A 14800-nucleotide genomic window follows, 5' to 3' on the forward strand; every position below is an offset into this window, starting at 1 on the left:
CGCAGGAAGAAGTGCAGTACAACCATTATGGAATGCCAACCTACGATACGCGCAATCTGGTCATACGCGACGACATTATGGGAAAAGCCAAAGAATTGGCTGATATGCTCGGAACGAGTGAGGAAGTTAGACAGTTTCAACAGGCTGAAACCAAAATTCGGGATCATGAGCGCATCCAGCAGTTGATTGCAACGATTAAGAAAAAACAAAAAGAGATTGTTGCTTTTGAAAGCTTCAAAAATGTGGAGATGGTCAGCAAAATTGAACAGGAAATTGAAGATCTGCAAAGCGAACTGGACAGTATTCCATTGGTTACGGAATTCCAGCAGAGTCAGAGCGACATCAACTACTTGCTTCAACTCGTGATTTCGGTAATCCGGGATACAGTTTCCGAAAAAGTAAACGTGGAGGCTGGAACGGATTCACCTCCGACCAGTTGCGGTTAAATGACGGAAGGGTGCGGACGCTGTCCGCGCCTTTTTTGACATTGCATAACTGTTAACGTGGAGTGGCTATCGCCAAGTACTCGGAATATAATTCCAAGCAAAGCTCCACGCTGTGGGGTTATTTTGTGTGGCGTAGCTGATTTTTAATGATAAAGGCACATGACATCAAGAGAGCTTGATACGTACAGTAAATAAAGGAGAAATGAATAATGAGTATTTTGGACAAAATGGTGGAAGACGGAGACGGACGATTCTGGGGATTTCTCGGCTGTCGTTATATTAAAGGAGACGGCAATGAAGTACAGATCGCGTTGACAGCAGGCGAACATCATACCAACTCCATGGGGATTATACATGGGGGTGTACTGACTTCACTGATGGACCAAGCGATGGGGATGGTTGCAACAGCAGCAATGGAAGTAGATGGCTGTGTGACAACGAATCTGAACGTACATTTTCTCGCACCGATGAGACAAGGGGAATTAACGGTGACGGCTAAGGTACTACATCAGGCTGGACGCAGTGTTACGACTCAATCGGAGGTTCGTGATGCATCGGGCACGTTGGGATGTATGGCTACGGCGACATTCCGCATAGCACGCCCGAGAACGTAACGCACGAATCCTGCGGTTGACAAAAGATATTATTATGTCATAATGAAATTATCAAAATGAAAATAGTCGGTGGTGCCCATGAGCGAAAACTACGAACACTTCAATGCAGAGAGCGACGAACAAGCAGCACGTGCTTATAGTTCCCAAAAATATCGTACCCCCGATGGTGTTCCTGCGGATATCGTTATGTTCACCTTGACCAAGCGGGAACGCAAGACAGTGACCAAGACACTTCCCATTCGGGAACTGAAAGTGATGCTGATCAAGCGCAAAGGCTGGCCTTTTGCAGGTAGATGGGCATTACCCGGTGGTTTTTGTCAGGAGAATGAATCCATCTACGGAGCAGCAAAGCGTGAGCTGATGGAAGAGACAGGTGTAGACGGTGGACATCTGGAGTACTTGAATGTATACAGTCAGCCGGGTCGTGACCCGAGGGGCTGGATTATTTCTCACGCATTTTTCGCGCTTGTGGAAGAATGGATGCTGGATCAACGCCAAGCAGCAGATGATGCCGAAGATGTTGGATTGTTCACCATTCAGGAGGCGCTGCAAGAATTGGAACTGGCCTTTGATCACAGAACAATCATCGAAGATGCTTATCGACGTATTCAACAGCAGATGCTGGAAACGACGATTGCTCGTCAGTTCCTGCCACGTGATTTTACATTAAGTGAATTATATCAGGTTATTCAAAGTGTTGTACCGGATTTTGAAGAACCAAACTTCATTCGCAAGATTACGTCTACCCGCAGTCGTAAAGGCATTGTGGAAGAAGTAAGAGATGAAGAGGGGAACCTCGTGAGTTCCAACCAGTACTCGCAGCGTCCGGCGCAGCTATATCGTTTTACAGAACTTGTACCACGCCTTTCCATCTATACGTAATAAGGTGTAGATGTGTCAATTGGATTGAATCAGAATCAACCATTTCTGGGATAAGGGAGTGTGGACGATGAAAGCACTGATTGTGATTGATTTTACGAAGGATTTTGTGACAGGTTCTTTGCCTGTAGGTCAGCCGGCGGTAGAGATCGAAGAAACGATTGCAGCTGTAACCGAGGCCTATTGTAAGAACAAACATGAGGTAATCATGGCCGTGGATCTACACGAAGAAAATGATCCTTACCACCCGGAGACTGTACTTTTCCCACCTCATAACATCAGAAATACGGAGGGAAGACAGTTATATGGACGTCTTGCCCAAGTGATGGAAGAACGAAAAACCGATATTCGGTGGATGGATAAGACGAGATATAGTGCATTCTGTGGGACCGATCTGGAACTCAGACTGCGTGCACGTGGTATTACGGATATTGCACTGATTGGGGTATGTACGGATATTTGTATATTGCATACCGCAGTGGATGCTTACAATAAAGGTTTTCATATTACGGTATATGAAGATGCTGTTGCCAGCTTTAATCCGGCAGGACATGAATGGGCGCTAGGACATTTTCGTTCCAGCCTGGGTGCTTCGGTGGTTAAGGCGAGTGAGACAGTCTTGGCTTAATTTACTCCATAGTCATGTTTGGTTGACTTCATGTTAGGAACCGGATGAATGTGGTGAATGGTGTATAGAGTTTTCCGGGAGACTTGTTTGTTTAATACGGATGAACAGAATCATGAAGAATAAGTCTCCATATGTTAACCCGTGTCCACAGATGAAACCTGGGGGCACGAGCGGAAGTCAGAGAGGATGAGACAAATGCAGACAACTAGCCTGGCTTTACATACGGATAAATATCAGATCAATATGATGTACGCCCATTGGGTGAATGGTACTCACAAGCGGAAGGCGGTATTTGAAGCCTATTTCCGTAAGCTTCCTTTTGGCAACGGATATGCGGTATTTGCCGGATTAGAACGGATTGTGAACTACATCAGCCAGCTTCGGTTTACGATGGACGACATCAAATTTTTATCCAAACAAGAGGAAAATTACGATCCGGTCTTTCTGGAAGAGTTGCTCCAGTTTTCATTTCAGGGGACGATTCATTCCATGAAGGAGGGCGCAATTGTTTTCCCTGACGAACCGCTCATTCGGGTAGAAGGCTCCATTATGGAGACACAATTGGTGGAGACGGCGATACTTAACTTCATGAATTATCAGACGTTGATTGCAACCAAGGCTTCGCGGATCAAACAGGTGGCACAACAGGATACGTTGCTCGAATTCGGTACACGGCGTGCACAGGAAGCGGATGCTGCCATCTGGGGCGCACGAGCTTCGTATGTAGCAGGCTTCCATGCAACGTCCAACATGCTGGCCGGAGAGCGCTTCGGAATCCCAACAGCAGGTACACACGCCCATTCCTGGGTACAGAGCTTTATGAGTGAGCAGGAGGCGTTTGACGTGTATGCCAAAGTGTTGCCTGATCAGGTTACGCTGCTGGTTGATACCTTTGACACGTTGAACAGTGGAGTACCTCACGCCATCAAGACAGCCAAGAAGTTGGAGAGCCAAGGCAAAAAGATGAACGCGATTCGTCTGGACAGCGGTGACCTTGCGTACTTGTCGATTCAGGCGCGTCAGATGCTGGATGAGGCTGGGCTGGATTATGTGAAAATTGTAGCATCCAATGATTTGGATGAAAATACGATTTTCAACCTGAAAGCTCAAGGAGCACGGATAGATACATGGGGTGTTGGTACACAGTTGATTACGGCTTCTGACCAGCCATCTTTGGGTGGAGTGTACAAATTGGTGGAACGTGAAGTGGACGGTGCCATGCTGCCTACGATCAAAATATCTGCCAATCCTGAAAAGGTGTCCACTCCAGGTAAAAAGGAAGTGTTCCGGATCATTGATCCGAAACATGGCAAAGCGATTGCAGATTATATCTGCTATCCAGATGAAGAGCAGCCGCTACAGGGCGGACCGCTCAAGCTGTTCAACCCGCTACACCCTTACCTGAAAAAGACGGTTACCCGCTACGAAGCGGTCAATATGCTGGAGCCAATCTTTGTGAATGGACGCAAAGTGTATGAACTGCCTAATCTGGATGAGATTCGGGCGTACCACCGGGAACAGATGAACCTCTTCTGGCCGGAATACCAACGGAAACTGAACCCGGAGATCTACCGTGTGAACATCAGCCCTGCGGCATGGAATATGAAGCAGAAGCTCATTGCGGAACATGTGAAATCCACAGAGGAATGATCTACACATAAGAATTACAAAGAGGCATAACCAGTGAGGGATACTGGCTTATGCCTTTTTGATGCCTATAAAATGTATACGTTCTTAGCGGATTTGAACGATTCAATGATCGCAAGCAAAATTTCCCGCTATACGCGTTCTGTCTTCTGTGAAAGTACGTCGATAGTTGATAGACTTTATTCTTATATGATCCCGATGAGATGGACCAGGGATGTAAGAAATCTCATGGACAGACTGCCCAGGTAGCAGGCTATACTGGAATTTGTCTTGTTCAGTTCGAGAGATTGTTCAAAAATAGACTTTTGAACATGTATTTACAGGGGGAACAGCAGTTATTATTTCTCGGGAAAGCGCAGGAGACGCCAAATTCTGCAACTATTGATTCAATCCCGCAGCTGCAGGGGATGAAAGTAAGAGGAGGTGCAGACATGAGATGGATACTAGGACTGGTCTGGATCGCTTTTATTGCCTATGCATTGTTGTTGGCACCGGGGCAGTCACCTGGAAGTGATCCAATTTTCAAAGAACTGATTACCATGCAAAGCAAAGAACCTTGGTTACTTACGGTATTTTCGTGGTTAGGTATTTTCCCGGCAGTTTATACTTGTATGCTGTTAAGAACATCTGTGAAAGAACGAGGTGGCCGTGTACCGGCTTGGCCTTTTGTTATACTTTCTTTCGGACTTGGTGCTTTTGCGCTGCTTCCCTATTATGCATGGTCGTCATCCGCGAATAGAGCTTCGGGTTACGCAAGCTTGCACTTTGGTCGTCAGCGGGAGTCGGGAATTGGACGGGTAGCAGCTCATAAGTTGACGCATGTAGTCCTTCTGCTGTTGACGCTGGGTACGGCATTCTATGCCGTGACGCAAGGTCATCCGGATGAATATATGGACGCGTTCAAGCAATCTGACTTTGTACATATCATGACGATTGATTTTGTACTGCTGACCTTGCTTTCCGTGATTGCGATATACAGGGATGCCAAAGGCAGTCGACGTTCACCAGCTTGGGCCGCGGCAGGCATCATCCCTATTGTGGGTCCGCTAATCTATCTGTTGACGCTCAGGAGAGACAGAGCTTGATCATCAACATCTGAAGAATCCAGAAGTAAAAGGTAGCCGTTAAGCCTGAATACGAACAATTCATGTGCTTAATGGGAAAATATATAAAATCCAAATAAGGAGTGGCTATTGATGAAAAAACATTTTAACGCATATGTTGTCCGTAAAGAAGAACAGGGAGGAGTGAAAGCTGCTATAGAGCAACTGAAGAAGGAAGATCTGCCAAATGGAGATGTAACGTTACAGGTGCAATATTCCAGTGTCAATTATAAAGACGGACTCGCGACTCTTGAAAAGGGTGGTGTCGTTCGTGAGTACCCGATGGTACCGGGAATTGATCTGGCCGGAACGGTAGAGGAGTCGGTCAGTGGACGTTTTGCACCAGGAGATCGGGTGATCAGTACAGGATTTGAACCTGGCGTATCCCATTACGGAGGGTACAGCGAGTATGCTCGTCTGCGCAGTGAATGGCTGGTGCCTCTGCCACTGGGTCTCAGTGAGAAAGAAGCCATGGCAATTGGAACCGCAGGATTTACGGCTGCACTTTCGGTAGATGCGCTGTTACAGGCTGGAGTGACACCGGAGATGGGCAAGGTTCTGGTTACGGGTGCAACGGGTGGCGTTGGCAGTATGGCAGTTGCCATTCTGGCGAAACTTGGCTTTGAAGTAACAGCCAGCACAGGCAAGAAGGAGCGGGAGGAGCCCTTGCTTCGAAACTTGGGGGCCTCAGAGGTTATTACTCGTGAAGAAGCCGATGCTCCAGCTAAAGGAGCCATGGGTAAACAGCTATGGGCGGGAGTGGTTGATCCAACAGGAGGCCCGGCTCTCGCGGAGCGATTGAAACAGATTCAATACGGAGGAGCGGTTGCGGTATCCGGGTTAACTGGAGGCGCAGCTTTTGAATCGACGGTACTTCCATTTATTTTGCGTGGCATCCAGCTTATTGGTATAGACTCTGTATATTGTCCGATGGAACGTCGGGAACGGGTATGGAAACTGCTCGGTGGAGAATGGAAACCGGAGCGCGCGCTGGAACTGGGAATCCGCGAAATTTCTCTGGACCAGTTGCCTCATACGCTTGAGACGATACTCCAAGGTGGTGCAGTAGGTCGAACTGTAGTCAATACCATATCAGATCTGCCATCCGCATAAGTTTCCAAGTCCTAAGACATGCTAATTCTACCTGATTGGGTCACAGTACATGTGACTGGAAAGGAAGGATTGGCATGTGTTTTGATAGAAAAGGACGAAGTCTGGTTGGGAGAACAATGAAGTCGATACTTGTAAGTGGTGTGTTGATCACAAGTGTCTGGTCCCTGGTGGCTTGTTCGGCATCATCCATTGAGCAGGAGCGGAAGGTCTACACCCGTGAAGCGACAGATGAAGGAAATATGCGGGCACAGAGTCAGGGACACGGATTAAACGGTGAATTGGTGAGTGAGATCAGTAAGAGTTTTGAAGCAAAAGGCATTCAGCTGATGAATAATATGTCTGCCGATGACGGGCATGGTGGGATCTCTTATATGTATTTGTTGAATGGAAGTGGCAGACACATCGTGAAAGTCCATATTTTCAGTGATGCAGCTACCCGGGCGGCCAGCATGAAACAAATGTATAGTGAGAATCGTGATGAGGCTGTCTTGGAGAATGCGCTTGGCCGGACAACGATTCGCAGCAAAGGATACGTCTCACTTGTTTATACAGCTTCGGGTGGGGAAAAGGACAAGTATGAACAGGATGTTATGCAGGTGTTCCAACATGTGCTGGGGCAAATAAGGTAAGTTGAGCGAGATCCCCTTCGTACTTTATTATACAGCTGAAAATAAACCCGAAAAACCCGTCTGATCTTTCAGACGGGTTTATATATTTCACGCATCACATGCCGCAGCTCAGGCAAAATGAGTTTTTCCATGGCCAATTTGACAGCTCCTTTGGAGCCCGGCATGGAGAAGACGGCTGTGCGTCCAATCGTTCCGGCGACGGCTCTGCTCAGGATGGCAGCGGAACCGATATCCTCGGTGTAACTGAGAAAACGGAAGATCTCACCAAAGCCCGGAAGTTCCTTGTCGAGTAGCGAGGATACCGCTTCGTAGGTTGTATCTCGGGGTGCAATCCCTGTTCCCCCGCTGAGCAGCACGGCTTCGATATCATCACGAACAGCTGCATCTTGCAGGATGCTTCGAATGTTCTCCGTTTCATCTGGAGTGATGATGTATTCAACAATCTGATAACCCGCTTCACTCAGAAGCTGGTGCATGAGCTGGCCACTGGTATCGGTGTCTTTGGTGCGTGTGTCCGACACTGTAACTATCATGCATGATACCGTGGTCGGAGCTTCCTGGCGATGTTGTTCCACTGAATTAGTCATGAAACTTCCTCCTTCAATCAACATGTCCTCATAGCATAGACCATCCGTTAACATCAGGCAATGTACTGGGGAAGAATTGAACATGATTGCATAACGAATGCGGGATGGTGTACACTCGCTAGATATAGATAGACTAGGTTACAAGAAGGACAATCAGAGAGGTGTATACGCATGAATGAAACAATTTTAAAAGAACAATCCATACCTGTATATATACTTTCAGGTTTTTTGGGAAGTGGAAAAACAACACTGCTTGTTCAGTTGATCGAACATTGGCAACAGCAGGGTTTGCGTCCCGCAGTGGTTATGAATGAGTTAGGCGAAGTCAATCTGGATGGTCAGATTGTGGATTCCACCGTTCCGATGACCGAGATGTTAGGTGGCTGTATCTGTTGTACCGTACGTGGTGACTTGGGATTGCAACTTGCTGATCTCGTTCAAGAGGAATCACCGGATGTGATCGTTATTGAAGCAACCGGTGCGGCAAATCCAATGGAGATTCTGGATGCGGTAACGGAAACCTCGCTCTACATGCGACTGGAACTGAAAAGTCTCATTACCGTTGTGGATACGGCACATCTATCTGGTTTGTATCAGGAGCAGAAGGGGCAGACCTTTAAACTGATGCAGGAGCAGATTCGCTGTGCGTCTGTGCTTCTCTTGAACAAAACGGATCGGGTGAGCGCACAGGAACTGAAGGATCTGGAACAGCTTTTGGCAAAATGGAATGGCTTCGCACCTGTAATCCCTACGGTCAAATGTGAGGTGGAGATGGATATGTTGCTTCGCAGCGGGGCAGACGTACACGTGCGTGATTCAGCTTCTGAAGCAGGTAAGCCAGCTCACCAAGAGCATCATGTGCATACGGAAACCTGTGGTACACATGGCTGCAATCATGGACATGAACATACTGATCATACAGTCCAAGGCGATGATACGAATACTGACGCATCCCATAGCCCTGTCCATGCCCACAGTCACGAGCATTCCGCTCCTCATGCATCACACGAACATGTCATGGTATATACGCATTATTTCAGTCAACCGGTGAACAGCGAGGCGTTTGAACAATTTGTATCCGCATTGCCACGTGATGTGTATCGAGCAAAAGGCATTTTATCGTTTAGTGACACGGCGAGTCGCTTCTGGTTCCAGTATGCCTACCGTGAATCGGACTACATGAAGATCACACCTCAGGGAGATGTCCCTAATGTTGCTGTGTTTATAGGTGAACATTTTGACCAAACTGTCATTCGTGACCAATTACTGGAATTGGAAGCGATAAAGTAGGTTAGATGATTCAATATTCCTCCGAACTGGGTATTAAGATGCATAGCAAACTTTGCCTGGGAGGTAACTTTAAATGACACAACAACAATATCAACAATGTATCGATGCTTGCCTGGAGTGCATGAATGCATGCAACGTATGTTACATATCGAGTCTGAAAGAATATGAACTGGCAATGTTGCGTGATTGCATTCGTTTGAATCGGGAATGTGCGGAGATCTGCAGTTTTGCTGCACAAGCGATGACACGTGGAAGTGATTTCATTGCTGAAATATGCGAATTGTGTGTGAAAGCTTGTGAAGCTTGCGCCGCAGAGTGTGGCAAACACAACCACGATCACTGCCAAGCATGTGCAGAGGCTTGCCGCAGCTGTGCAGAAGCTTGCCGATTGATGGCAGCAGTAGCGTAAATATTATTTCACTGGAATATATAATTAAAACCGATAATGACCGTTGTCCCCTAAGGGAAGGCAGTGTACACAAGCATCTGAGACGATGTGCCTATGTGTTGCCTTTCAGTAGGGGATTTTTAATGCAGGTTGCCAAGTCTGATCGTGGTATGTATAATGATGGCAATGAATTGAAACGAAGAATATCAATGATCGGGAGAGTAGCCAGATCCATACATGACAGCGAGCCGGGAGAGGTGGAAGCCGGTATGACATGACCTGAGTGAACCGCACCCGTGAGATGGTTATCCGAAAAGATGTACGTATCCCAATTGGGGATAGGCCAGATCTGTCTGAGGGTAACCCGGCTTGCGACCGTTATACGCATCGAGCGGAACAGGTTCTACGGGTATGCATGTTGATGCATATGAAGAGCAGCCTGTTCACCTAGAGTGGTACCGCGGGAACTGTTAAGTCAGCTCTCGTCTCTTATGTAGAGACGAGAGCTTTTTTGTGTTTATTTTTAGCCACTAATGAATGGATAAGGAGTGTTAGACATGTTGATGAAGCAGGCTGCGGCCGATATTGCCCCTTTAACGGGATTGAATGAACAAGAGGTTATGAGATTATTGGAAGTTCCACCACAAGCGGAGATGGGTGATGCAGCATTCCCTTGTTTTGCATTGGCGAAGTCATTAAAAAAAGCACCGGCAGTCATTGCAACTGAGCTCGCAACGGGATTACAGGCATCTGGAATTGAAGCGACTCCCGCCGGGCCGTATGTAAATATCCGTTTCAATCGGGAGAAGCTCGCGCCGAATCTGCTGAAAGAACTGGGGAATGCGGCATTTGGTAAGCTTCAGCTTGGTCAGGGTTCGCGTGTTGTGATTGATATGTCTTCCCCTAACATCGCAAAACCCTTCGGAATCGGACATTTGCGTTCTACTGTAATCGGTGCAGCACTGTATCGGTTGTATAACGAAGCAGGTTATACCTCCGTAAGTGTGAATCATCTGGGAGACTGGGGAACCCAGTTTGGCAAGCAGATCGCAGCATACAAACGGTGGGGCAATGATGAAGCGCTGCAGGCAGACCCGATCCGTACTTCTCTGGAGCTGTACGTGCGCTTCCACGATGAGGCGGAGAACGATCCTTCACTGGAGATTGAGGCACGCGAGTGGTTCCGCAAGCTGGAGCAAGGAGATGATGAAGCACAGCGGTTATGGGCATTCTTTGTGGAAGTGAGCATGAAGGAATTCAACCGGATGTATGAACGTCTGAATGTACAGTTCGACCATACGCTGGGAGAGAGCTTTTACAATGACAAGATGGGCGCAGTGGTTGAAGAACTCAAGACAAAAGGTTTACTTGAAGAGAGTGACGGAGCACTCGTGGTACGCTTAGAGGATGAGAACATGCCCCCGTGTCTGATTATCAAAAAAGATGGCACAACGATCTATCCTACACGGGATTTGGCTACGGCGGTTTATCGTCATGATGTGATGAAGGCAGATCGGTTGTTATACGTGGTCGGAGGCGAGCAGAAGTTACATTTCCGTCAGGTATTTGCGGTCCTATCCCGGATGGGTCATGAATGGTCTGCGAAGTGTGAACATATCCCGTTTGGCCTAATGCGTTTTGAGGGACGGAAAATGTCTACCCGCCGCGGTAAAGTTGTCTTTTTGCAGGAAGTGTTGGATGAGGCAGTTGCTCGTGCTTTGCAGATTATTCAGGAGAAAAACCCGAATCTGGAGAACCCTCAGAAGGTGGCTGAGGCTGTTGGTGTAGGTGCCATTGTCTTCGGTGATCTGCGGAATAATCGGTTAAACGATGTGGACTTCTCCCTGGAAGATGCGGTGAGTTTTGAAGGGGAGACCGGACCTTATGTGCAATACACCCATGCTCGGATTCAAAGTGTGGTTGCCAAGGCAGAAGAGGCGATCCGTATGGAAAATGAAAACCCATTGACTAAACCCAACCTTGCGGAAGGTGAGAATAACACAGAAACCACTTCATCCCTTATCGGAGATACCTCATGGGCATTGCTGAAACTGCTTGGTGATTATCCCGAGTATCTGGAAAAAGCAATTCATCGGAATGAGCCTTCGGTCATTGCCAAATATACAATAGATGTCGCTCAAGCGTTCAACCGCTTCTATCACGCCGAACGGATTGCGGATGCGTCATCTGATGTAAGATCCTTCCGGGTGGCATTGGCCAAACGGACTGCCGAACGACTCGCGTACAGTTTACATTTGCTAGGTGTGCAGGCCCCGGAACGGATGTGATCCCAATGACATGGAGTACACGTGGTATTTTCAAGAAGTCGGATCAAGCTACACCAGACTCATCAGTCCGAGGTATATTGCTTCAACAAGTGAGCAAGCGATTAGGTCATGCTCAGGTACTGAATCAAATTAATCTGGAAGTGAAACAGGGTGAATGTGCTGTGCTTGTTGGCAGAAACGGCTCGGGAAAAAGCACGTTGCTACGTATGTTGGCAGGTATTTTGTTACCCGATACAGGATCGATCCAGCGCACAATGAAGGGTTCTGATGGGTATGCAGTAGATGGCCTGCCACGTTTACCCTTTATATCTAGGGAGTACTTGTGGGACATGGGACGGATTCGGGGCATTCGCCCCGAAGAACTACGTGGGCGGATAAGAGAACTTAGTGAACTTTTATATCTGGATACCGCGATCGATCAGAAGTTACCCCTATTATCCAAGGGCACATTGCAAAAAGTGAATTTGATTCAGGCCCTGTTACCTGGACCGGGTGGTCTCTTGCTGTTGGATGAACCGTTGTCTGGCTTGGATATTCCAGCTCAAGAGGGCATTGTATCCTTATTGGGGCAATGGAAGGATGAAGGGACATCCATCGTTACAGCTTGTCATGAACCGTTGCTTATTGAACGTTTGGCAGACCAGGTGATTGTGTTGAAGAAAGGCCGCGTGCTCCGCTACTGGAGTCGTGAAGATATACTACAAGCTGGCGAACCCGCTGTACGTATTCAAAGTCTGACGAAAGCTGGAGAGGATCTGGCTAACGATCTATCGATTGTACAACAACCGGGAGTACTGTCTTTGGTTCGTAATACAAGCTCGGAGAAATCCAATTCTTGGTTGTGGGATTGGAAAATAGTTCAACAATCAACAGATGATGTCCTCAAAAGAATTTTGGCATCCGGAGGTTCGGTTGTGTCTGTACAACAGGAGGAAAGTCAATTACATATGGAAAGTCTGCTGGAAGGACAACATCCGGCTGTACATGCGAGTCTTAGAGGTGTCACAGAATCTGTCGACTTAAGCTCTTCCATGGATGATGCGGGGGGAGAAGCCAAATGATCTATCTGACCAGATATTTGTTAAGGCATCACATTCGCTCACAGAAATATTTTGCACCGGTTATCTTTTATATCATCGCCATGCTGCTGATCTATTCTTACAAACCCAACCCAATTGCCGACAGTTACAGCGTTACGGCTATGCTGTTATTTCTGGCAGCTGCTTGGCTCGGAGTAATGGTGATGAATACGGAATCTGCAAAGCAGGTTCAATTACTCGTCCTACATACAGGAAGCAGGCGTAAGGTTGTAATAAGTCAATTAATCTGTGCCTGGATCATGCTAATCATGCTCACCGCAATCACTGTGCTGTATCCCGTGTTCGCGGGAATGTTCGAGAGACAACTCACAGGTGAGGAGTGGATGATGACTTGGTTAGGACATCTGGGGTTATCACTGCTGGGATTAGGCATTAGTGTATTCTTTCAAAAATCGTACATTCCCTTGCTTAGTCGCAGTATGCCTGCCCTCATTATTGTATTATTACTATCGTTTATCCAAGGTTCCTTAAGTGAACGTTTGCCTGAATCGTTAGAATGGATCGGCCGTATTCTTCCGCCAGCCTTTTATCTGGTTCGTGAGATGATGTTATTTGATGAATCCAAGATGAACTCTTTTGTTTCGGTTACGCTGTGGACTGTGATCTATGCATTAGCGTTACTAATCATCCATGTGTGGCTGTCCGGGAGAAGAGATCTGCGGGGTTAGAAGACGCGCTTCCCGATAACTTGAATGTTGCTCTTGGTTTGGTTAGGATAGAGGGACATGGAATGGATAACATCGTACGGTTGAAGGAGGCGCTCGCATATGCAAAATACAGATATCCAGAATGGTGACATGCTGGACAGCGAACACTCCAGGGAATTGTTTGCCTATTACGGATTGGCCGTGTACTACGGGCAGGCGCTTGAACAGCAGCTGGTCAATCTGATTTTATTAATGAAAATGTCTCAGGGCAAGGCTGTGTCTGAAGAAGACCTGGAAGATCTGTACGAACGAAAGATGAGCAGTTCACTGGGGCAGCTCATTCACGAAGTACGTCATCATTTTACATTCTCTGAGGAAGAGACTCGCCAGTTGAATGAATTATGGCAGCAACGTAACCGTATCGTACATCACTACTTCAAGGAACGAATTCACGAGACATTCAGTCCGGAAGGACGCTCACGCATGATTAAGGAATTGGAGGATTTCAAAGACCGTGCACAGGAGTTGGAGATCCGTCTTCAGCAATATACGGGTGCATGGATTGCAGAGCTTGGTCTGGATGCCGAATCCGCAGCAGCTCTGCAAACGCTGGAGCGGATGCATACCGAGAGTATGCAAGCGAGGGCTTTGGAAGAGGATGAATGACAAGCAAACGGATAACCAAACGCTGGATATTAATGACGGTTCTGGCTGTAGTATTCGTTGGAATCCTGTGGACTGTGGTTACGGCAGTACGTATATCAGTATACACGGATGAGGATTCACCCAGGATATCGGATGCAGCGATCATTCTGGGCGCAGCCGTGGTGGGGGATAACCCTTCACCTGTATTTCGCGAACGTATTGAACACGGGATTGAATTATACCGTCAGGGTACAGTTCGTAATCTGCTTTTCACAGGCGGGTCAGGTGATGCTGGAGAACATACGGAAGCTGAAGTGGGTCAGAAGTATGCCATTGCACATGGAGTAGATCCTGCGGATATTCGCATAGAGACCAAATCCAGAATTACCGAGGAGAATCTTCTCAATTCAATTCCAATTGGTGAACAGGCCGGTTATCAAACCTATACGATTGTGAGTGATCCATTACATATGAAACGGGCCATGAAGCTGGCTGCCGGGCTGGGTATGGATGCCGTACCATCTCCGACACGAACAACGGCTTATCGAACCTGGCGCAGCAAGTTTCCTTTTCTCGCAAGGGAGACTGTGATGTACATGGGATATACGATCAAGGGATGGATAGACAATCCGCAGCAGCCATGAGGTTGCACGCGGATTGTTTTTTTGTCTGGACGAAATAAACAGTAACCGAACATACCTCCAGATGAAAATACAAAAAAACCGATCTACACCGCAAACCCTAAGGTAGCTGTGTAGATCGATTTTTGTTTTGCTGTTGAGTACATCATTTTTGG

Annotated in this window: 16 protein-coding genes and 1 other annotated feature; of the genes, 15 read left to right on the forward strand and 1 reads right to left on the reverse strand. The window is 47.3% G+C overall.

Translation table 11 applies throughout. The features are described from left to right. Positions 1-32: 32 nt before the first annotated feature. The 8 genes from ACETMN_RS12105 (at position 33) to ACETMN_RS12140 (ending at position 7059) form a co-directional block, all read left to right on the forward strand. A complete protein-coding gene (locus ACETMN_RS12105) occupies positions 33-446 on the forward strand; it encodes a RicAFT regulatory complex protein RicA family protein (protein ID WP_197997748.1) in 414 nt (137 codons plus the stop codon). 209 nt (positions 447-655) lie between these two features. Then, on the forward strand, positions 656-1060 hold the full coding sequence (locus ACETMN_RS12110; RefSeq protein ID WP_411736151.1) for a PaaI family thioesterase: 405 nt from the start codon (positions 656-658) through the stop codon (positions 1058-1060). Between the two features lie 78 nt (positions 1061-1138). Beyond that, positions 1139-1942, forward strand: coding sequence for an NUDIX hydrolase (locus ACETMN_RS12115; protein WP_036609248.1), 804 nt, complete (start codon positions 1139-1141; stop codon positions 1940-1942). Positions 1943-2009: 67 nt separating this feature from the next. After that, on the forward strand, positions 2010-2567 hold the full coding sequence (locus tag ACETMN_RS12120; protein WP_091017228.1) for a cysteine hydrolase family protein: 558 nt from the start codon (positions 2010-2012) through the stop codon (positions 2565-2567). 195 nt (positions 2568-2762) lie between these two features. Next, a complete protein-coding gene (locus tag ACETMN_RS12125) occupies positions 2763-4217 on the forward strand; it encodes a nicotinate phosphoribosyltransferase (RefSeq protein WP_091017227.1) in 1455 nt (484 codons plus the stop codon). A 428-nt stretch (positions 4218-4645) separates the two neighbouring features. Further along, the gene (locus ACETMN_RS12130; RefSeq protein ID WP_105598226.1) at positions 4646-5299 is read left to right on the forward strand and encodes a hypothetical protein; all 654 of its coding nucleotides are present in this window, start codon (positions 4646-4648) and stop codon (positions 5297-5299) included. 111 nt (positions 5300-5410) lie between these two features. Next, positions 5411-6430, forward strand: coding sequence for an oxidoreductase (locus ACETMN_RS12135; RefSeq protein WP_411736152.1), 1020 nt, complete (start codon positions 5411-5413; stop codon positions 6428-6430). A 116-nt stretch (positions 6431-6546) separates the two neighbouring features. Next, positions 6547-7059 (forward strand): hypothetical protein, encoded by a 513-nt coding sequence (locus ACETMN_RS12140; protein ID WP_143786531.1) that lies wholly within the window; start codon positions 6547-6549, stop codon positions 7057-7059. A gap of 68 nt (positions 7060-7127) precedes the next feature. On the opposite strand, the gene ACETMN_RS12145 is transcribed toward ACETMN_RS12140, so the two are convergent. Next, complete coding sequence (locus ACETMN_RS12145; protein WP_091017221.1) at positions 7128-7646, reverse strand: molybdenum cofactor biosynthesis protein B; 519 nt, start codon at positions 7644-7646, stop codon at positions 7128-7130. 171 nt (positions 7647-7817) lie between these two features. Between ACETMN_RS12145 and ACETMN_RS12150 the strand changes: the two genes are divergently transcribed. The 7 genes from ACETMN_RS12150 to ACETMN_RS12180 all read left to right on the forward strand — a co-directional run bounded on the left by ACETMN_RS12150 (position 7818) and on the right by ACETMN_RS12180 (position 14648). Beyond that, on the forward strand, positions 7818-8936 hold the full coding sequence (locus tag ACETMN_RS12150; protein WP_091017219.1) for a CobW family GTP-binding protein: 1119 nt from the start codon (positions 7818-7820) through the stop codon (positions 8934-8936). 73 nt (positions 8937-9009) lie between these two features. After that, positions 9010-9345: a four-helix bundle copper-binding protein gene (locus tag ACETMN_RS12155; RefSeq protein ID WP_411736153.1), complete on the forward strand. Its 336-nt coding sequence runs from the start codon at positions 9010-9012 to the stop codon at positions 9343-9345. A 179-nt stretch (positions 9346-9524) separates the two neighbouring features. Beyond that, positions 9525-9817: a binding site (T-box leader), on the forward strand. A 64-nt stretch (positions 9818-9881) separates the two neighbouring features. Then, positions 9882-11612 carry an arginine--tRNA ligase gene (gene argS / locus ACETMN_RS12160; RefSeq protein ID WP_411736154.1) on the forward strand — a complete coding sequence of 577 codons (1731 nt, stop codon included), beginning with the start codon at positions 9882-9884 and terminating at the stop codon, positions 11610-11612. Between the two features lie 5 nt (positions 11613-11617). Beyond that, positions 11618-12673 (forward strand): ATP-binding cassette domain-containing protein, encoded by a 1056-nt coding sequence (locus ACETMN_RS12165; protein WP_411736155.1) that lies wholly within the window; start codon positions 11618-11620, stop codon positions 12671-12673. Then, on the forward strand, positions 12670-13380 hold the full coding sequence (locus tag ACETMN_RS12170) for a hypothetical protein (RefSeq protein ID WP_411736156.1): 711 nt from the start codon (positions 12670-12672) through the stop codon (positions 13378-13380). Before ACETMN_RS12165 ends, ACETMN_RS12170 begins: the two co-directional genes overlap by 4 nt. Before the next feature lie 99 nt (positions 13381-13479). Further along, on the forward strand, positions 13480-14025 hold the full coding sequence (locus ACETMN_RS12175; protein WP_053061520.1) for a hypothetical protein: 546 nt from the start codon (positions 13480-13482) through the stop codon (positions 14023-14025). Then, entirely contained in the window at positions 14022-14648 is a 627-nt protein-coding gene (locus ACETMN_RS12180; protein ID WP_091017212.1) for a YdcF family protein, read from the forward strand. The genes ACETMN_RS12175 and ACETMN_RS12180 overlap by 4 nt, the downstream gene beginning before the upstream one ends. Positions 14649-14800: the final 152 nt, after the last annotated feature.

This window comes from Paenibacillus sp. M2, from assembly GCF_046713495.1.
GTDB lineage: Bacteria > Bacillota > Bacilli > Paenibacillales > Paenibacillaceae > Paenibacillus > Paenibacillus amylolyticus_B.

Coding starts and splice junctions, on each gene's coding strand:
- ACETMN_RS12105 (WP_197997748.1), top strand. CDS start 33: ATGCCAACCTACGATACGCGCAATCTGGTCATACGCGACGACATTATG.
- ACETMN_RS12110 (WP_411736151.1), top strand. CDS start 656: ATGAGTATTTTGGACAAAATGGTGGAAGACGGAGACGGACGATTCTGG.
- ACETMN_RS12115 (WP_036609248.1), top strand. CDS start 1,139: ATGAGCGAAAACTACGAACACTTCAATGCAGAGAGCGACGAACAAGCA.
- ACETMN_RS12120 (WP_091017228.1), top strand. CDS start 2,010: ATGAAAGCACTGATTGTGATTGATTTTACGAAGGATTTTGTGACAGGT.
- ACETMN_RS12125 (WP_091017227.1), top strand. CDS start 2,763: ATGCAGACAACTAGCCTGGCTTTACATACGGATAAATATCAGATCAAT.
- ACETMN_RS12130 (WP_105598226.1), top strand. CDS start 4,646: ATGAGATGGATACTAGGACTGGTCTGGATCGCTTTTATTGCCTATGCA.
- ACETMN_RS12135 (WP_411736152.1), top strand. CDS start 5,411: ATGAAAAAACATTTTAACGCATATGTTGTCCGTAAAGAAGAACAGGGA.
- ACETMN_RS12140 (WP_143786531.1), top strand. CDS start 6,547: ATGAAGTCGATACTTGTAAGTGGTGTGTTGATCACAAGTGTCTGGTCC.
- ACETMN_RS12145 (WP_091017221.1), bottom strand. CDS start 7,646: ATGACTAATTCAGTGGAACAACATCGCCAGGAAGCTCCGACCACGGTA.
- ACETMN_RS12150 (WP_091017219.1), top strand. CDS start 7,818: ATGAATGAAACAATTTTAAAAGAACAATCCATACCTGTATATATACTT.
- ACETMN_RS12155 (WP_411736153.1), top strand. CDS start 9,010: ATGACACAACAACAATATCAACAATGTATCGATGCTTGCCTGGAGTGC.
- argS (WP_411736154.1), top strand. CDS start 9,882: ATGTTGATGAAGCAGGCTGCGGCCGATATTGCCCCTTTAACGGGATTG.
- ACETMN_RS12165 (WP_411736155.1), top strand. CDS start 11,618: ATGACATGGAGTACACGTGGTATTTTCAAGAAGTCGGATCAAGCTACA.
- ACETMN_RS12170 (WP_411736156.1), top strand. CDS start 12,670: ATGATCTATCTGACCAGATATTTGTTAAGGCATCACATTCGCTCACAG.
- ACETMN_RS12175 (WP_053061520.1), top strand. CDS start 13,480: ATGCAAAATACAGATATCCAGAATGGTGACATGCTGGACAGCGAACAC.
- ACETMN_RS12180 (WP_091017212.1), top strand. CDS start 14,022: ATGACAAGCAAACGGATAACCAAACGCTGGATATTAATGACGGTTCTG.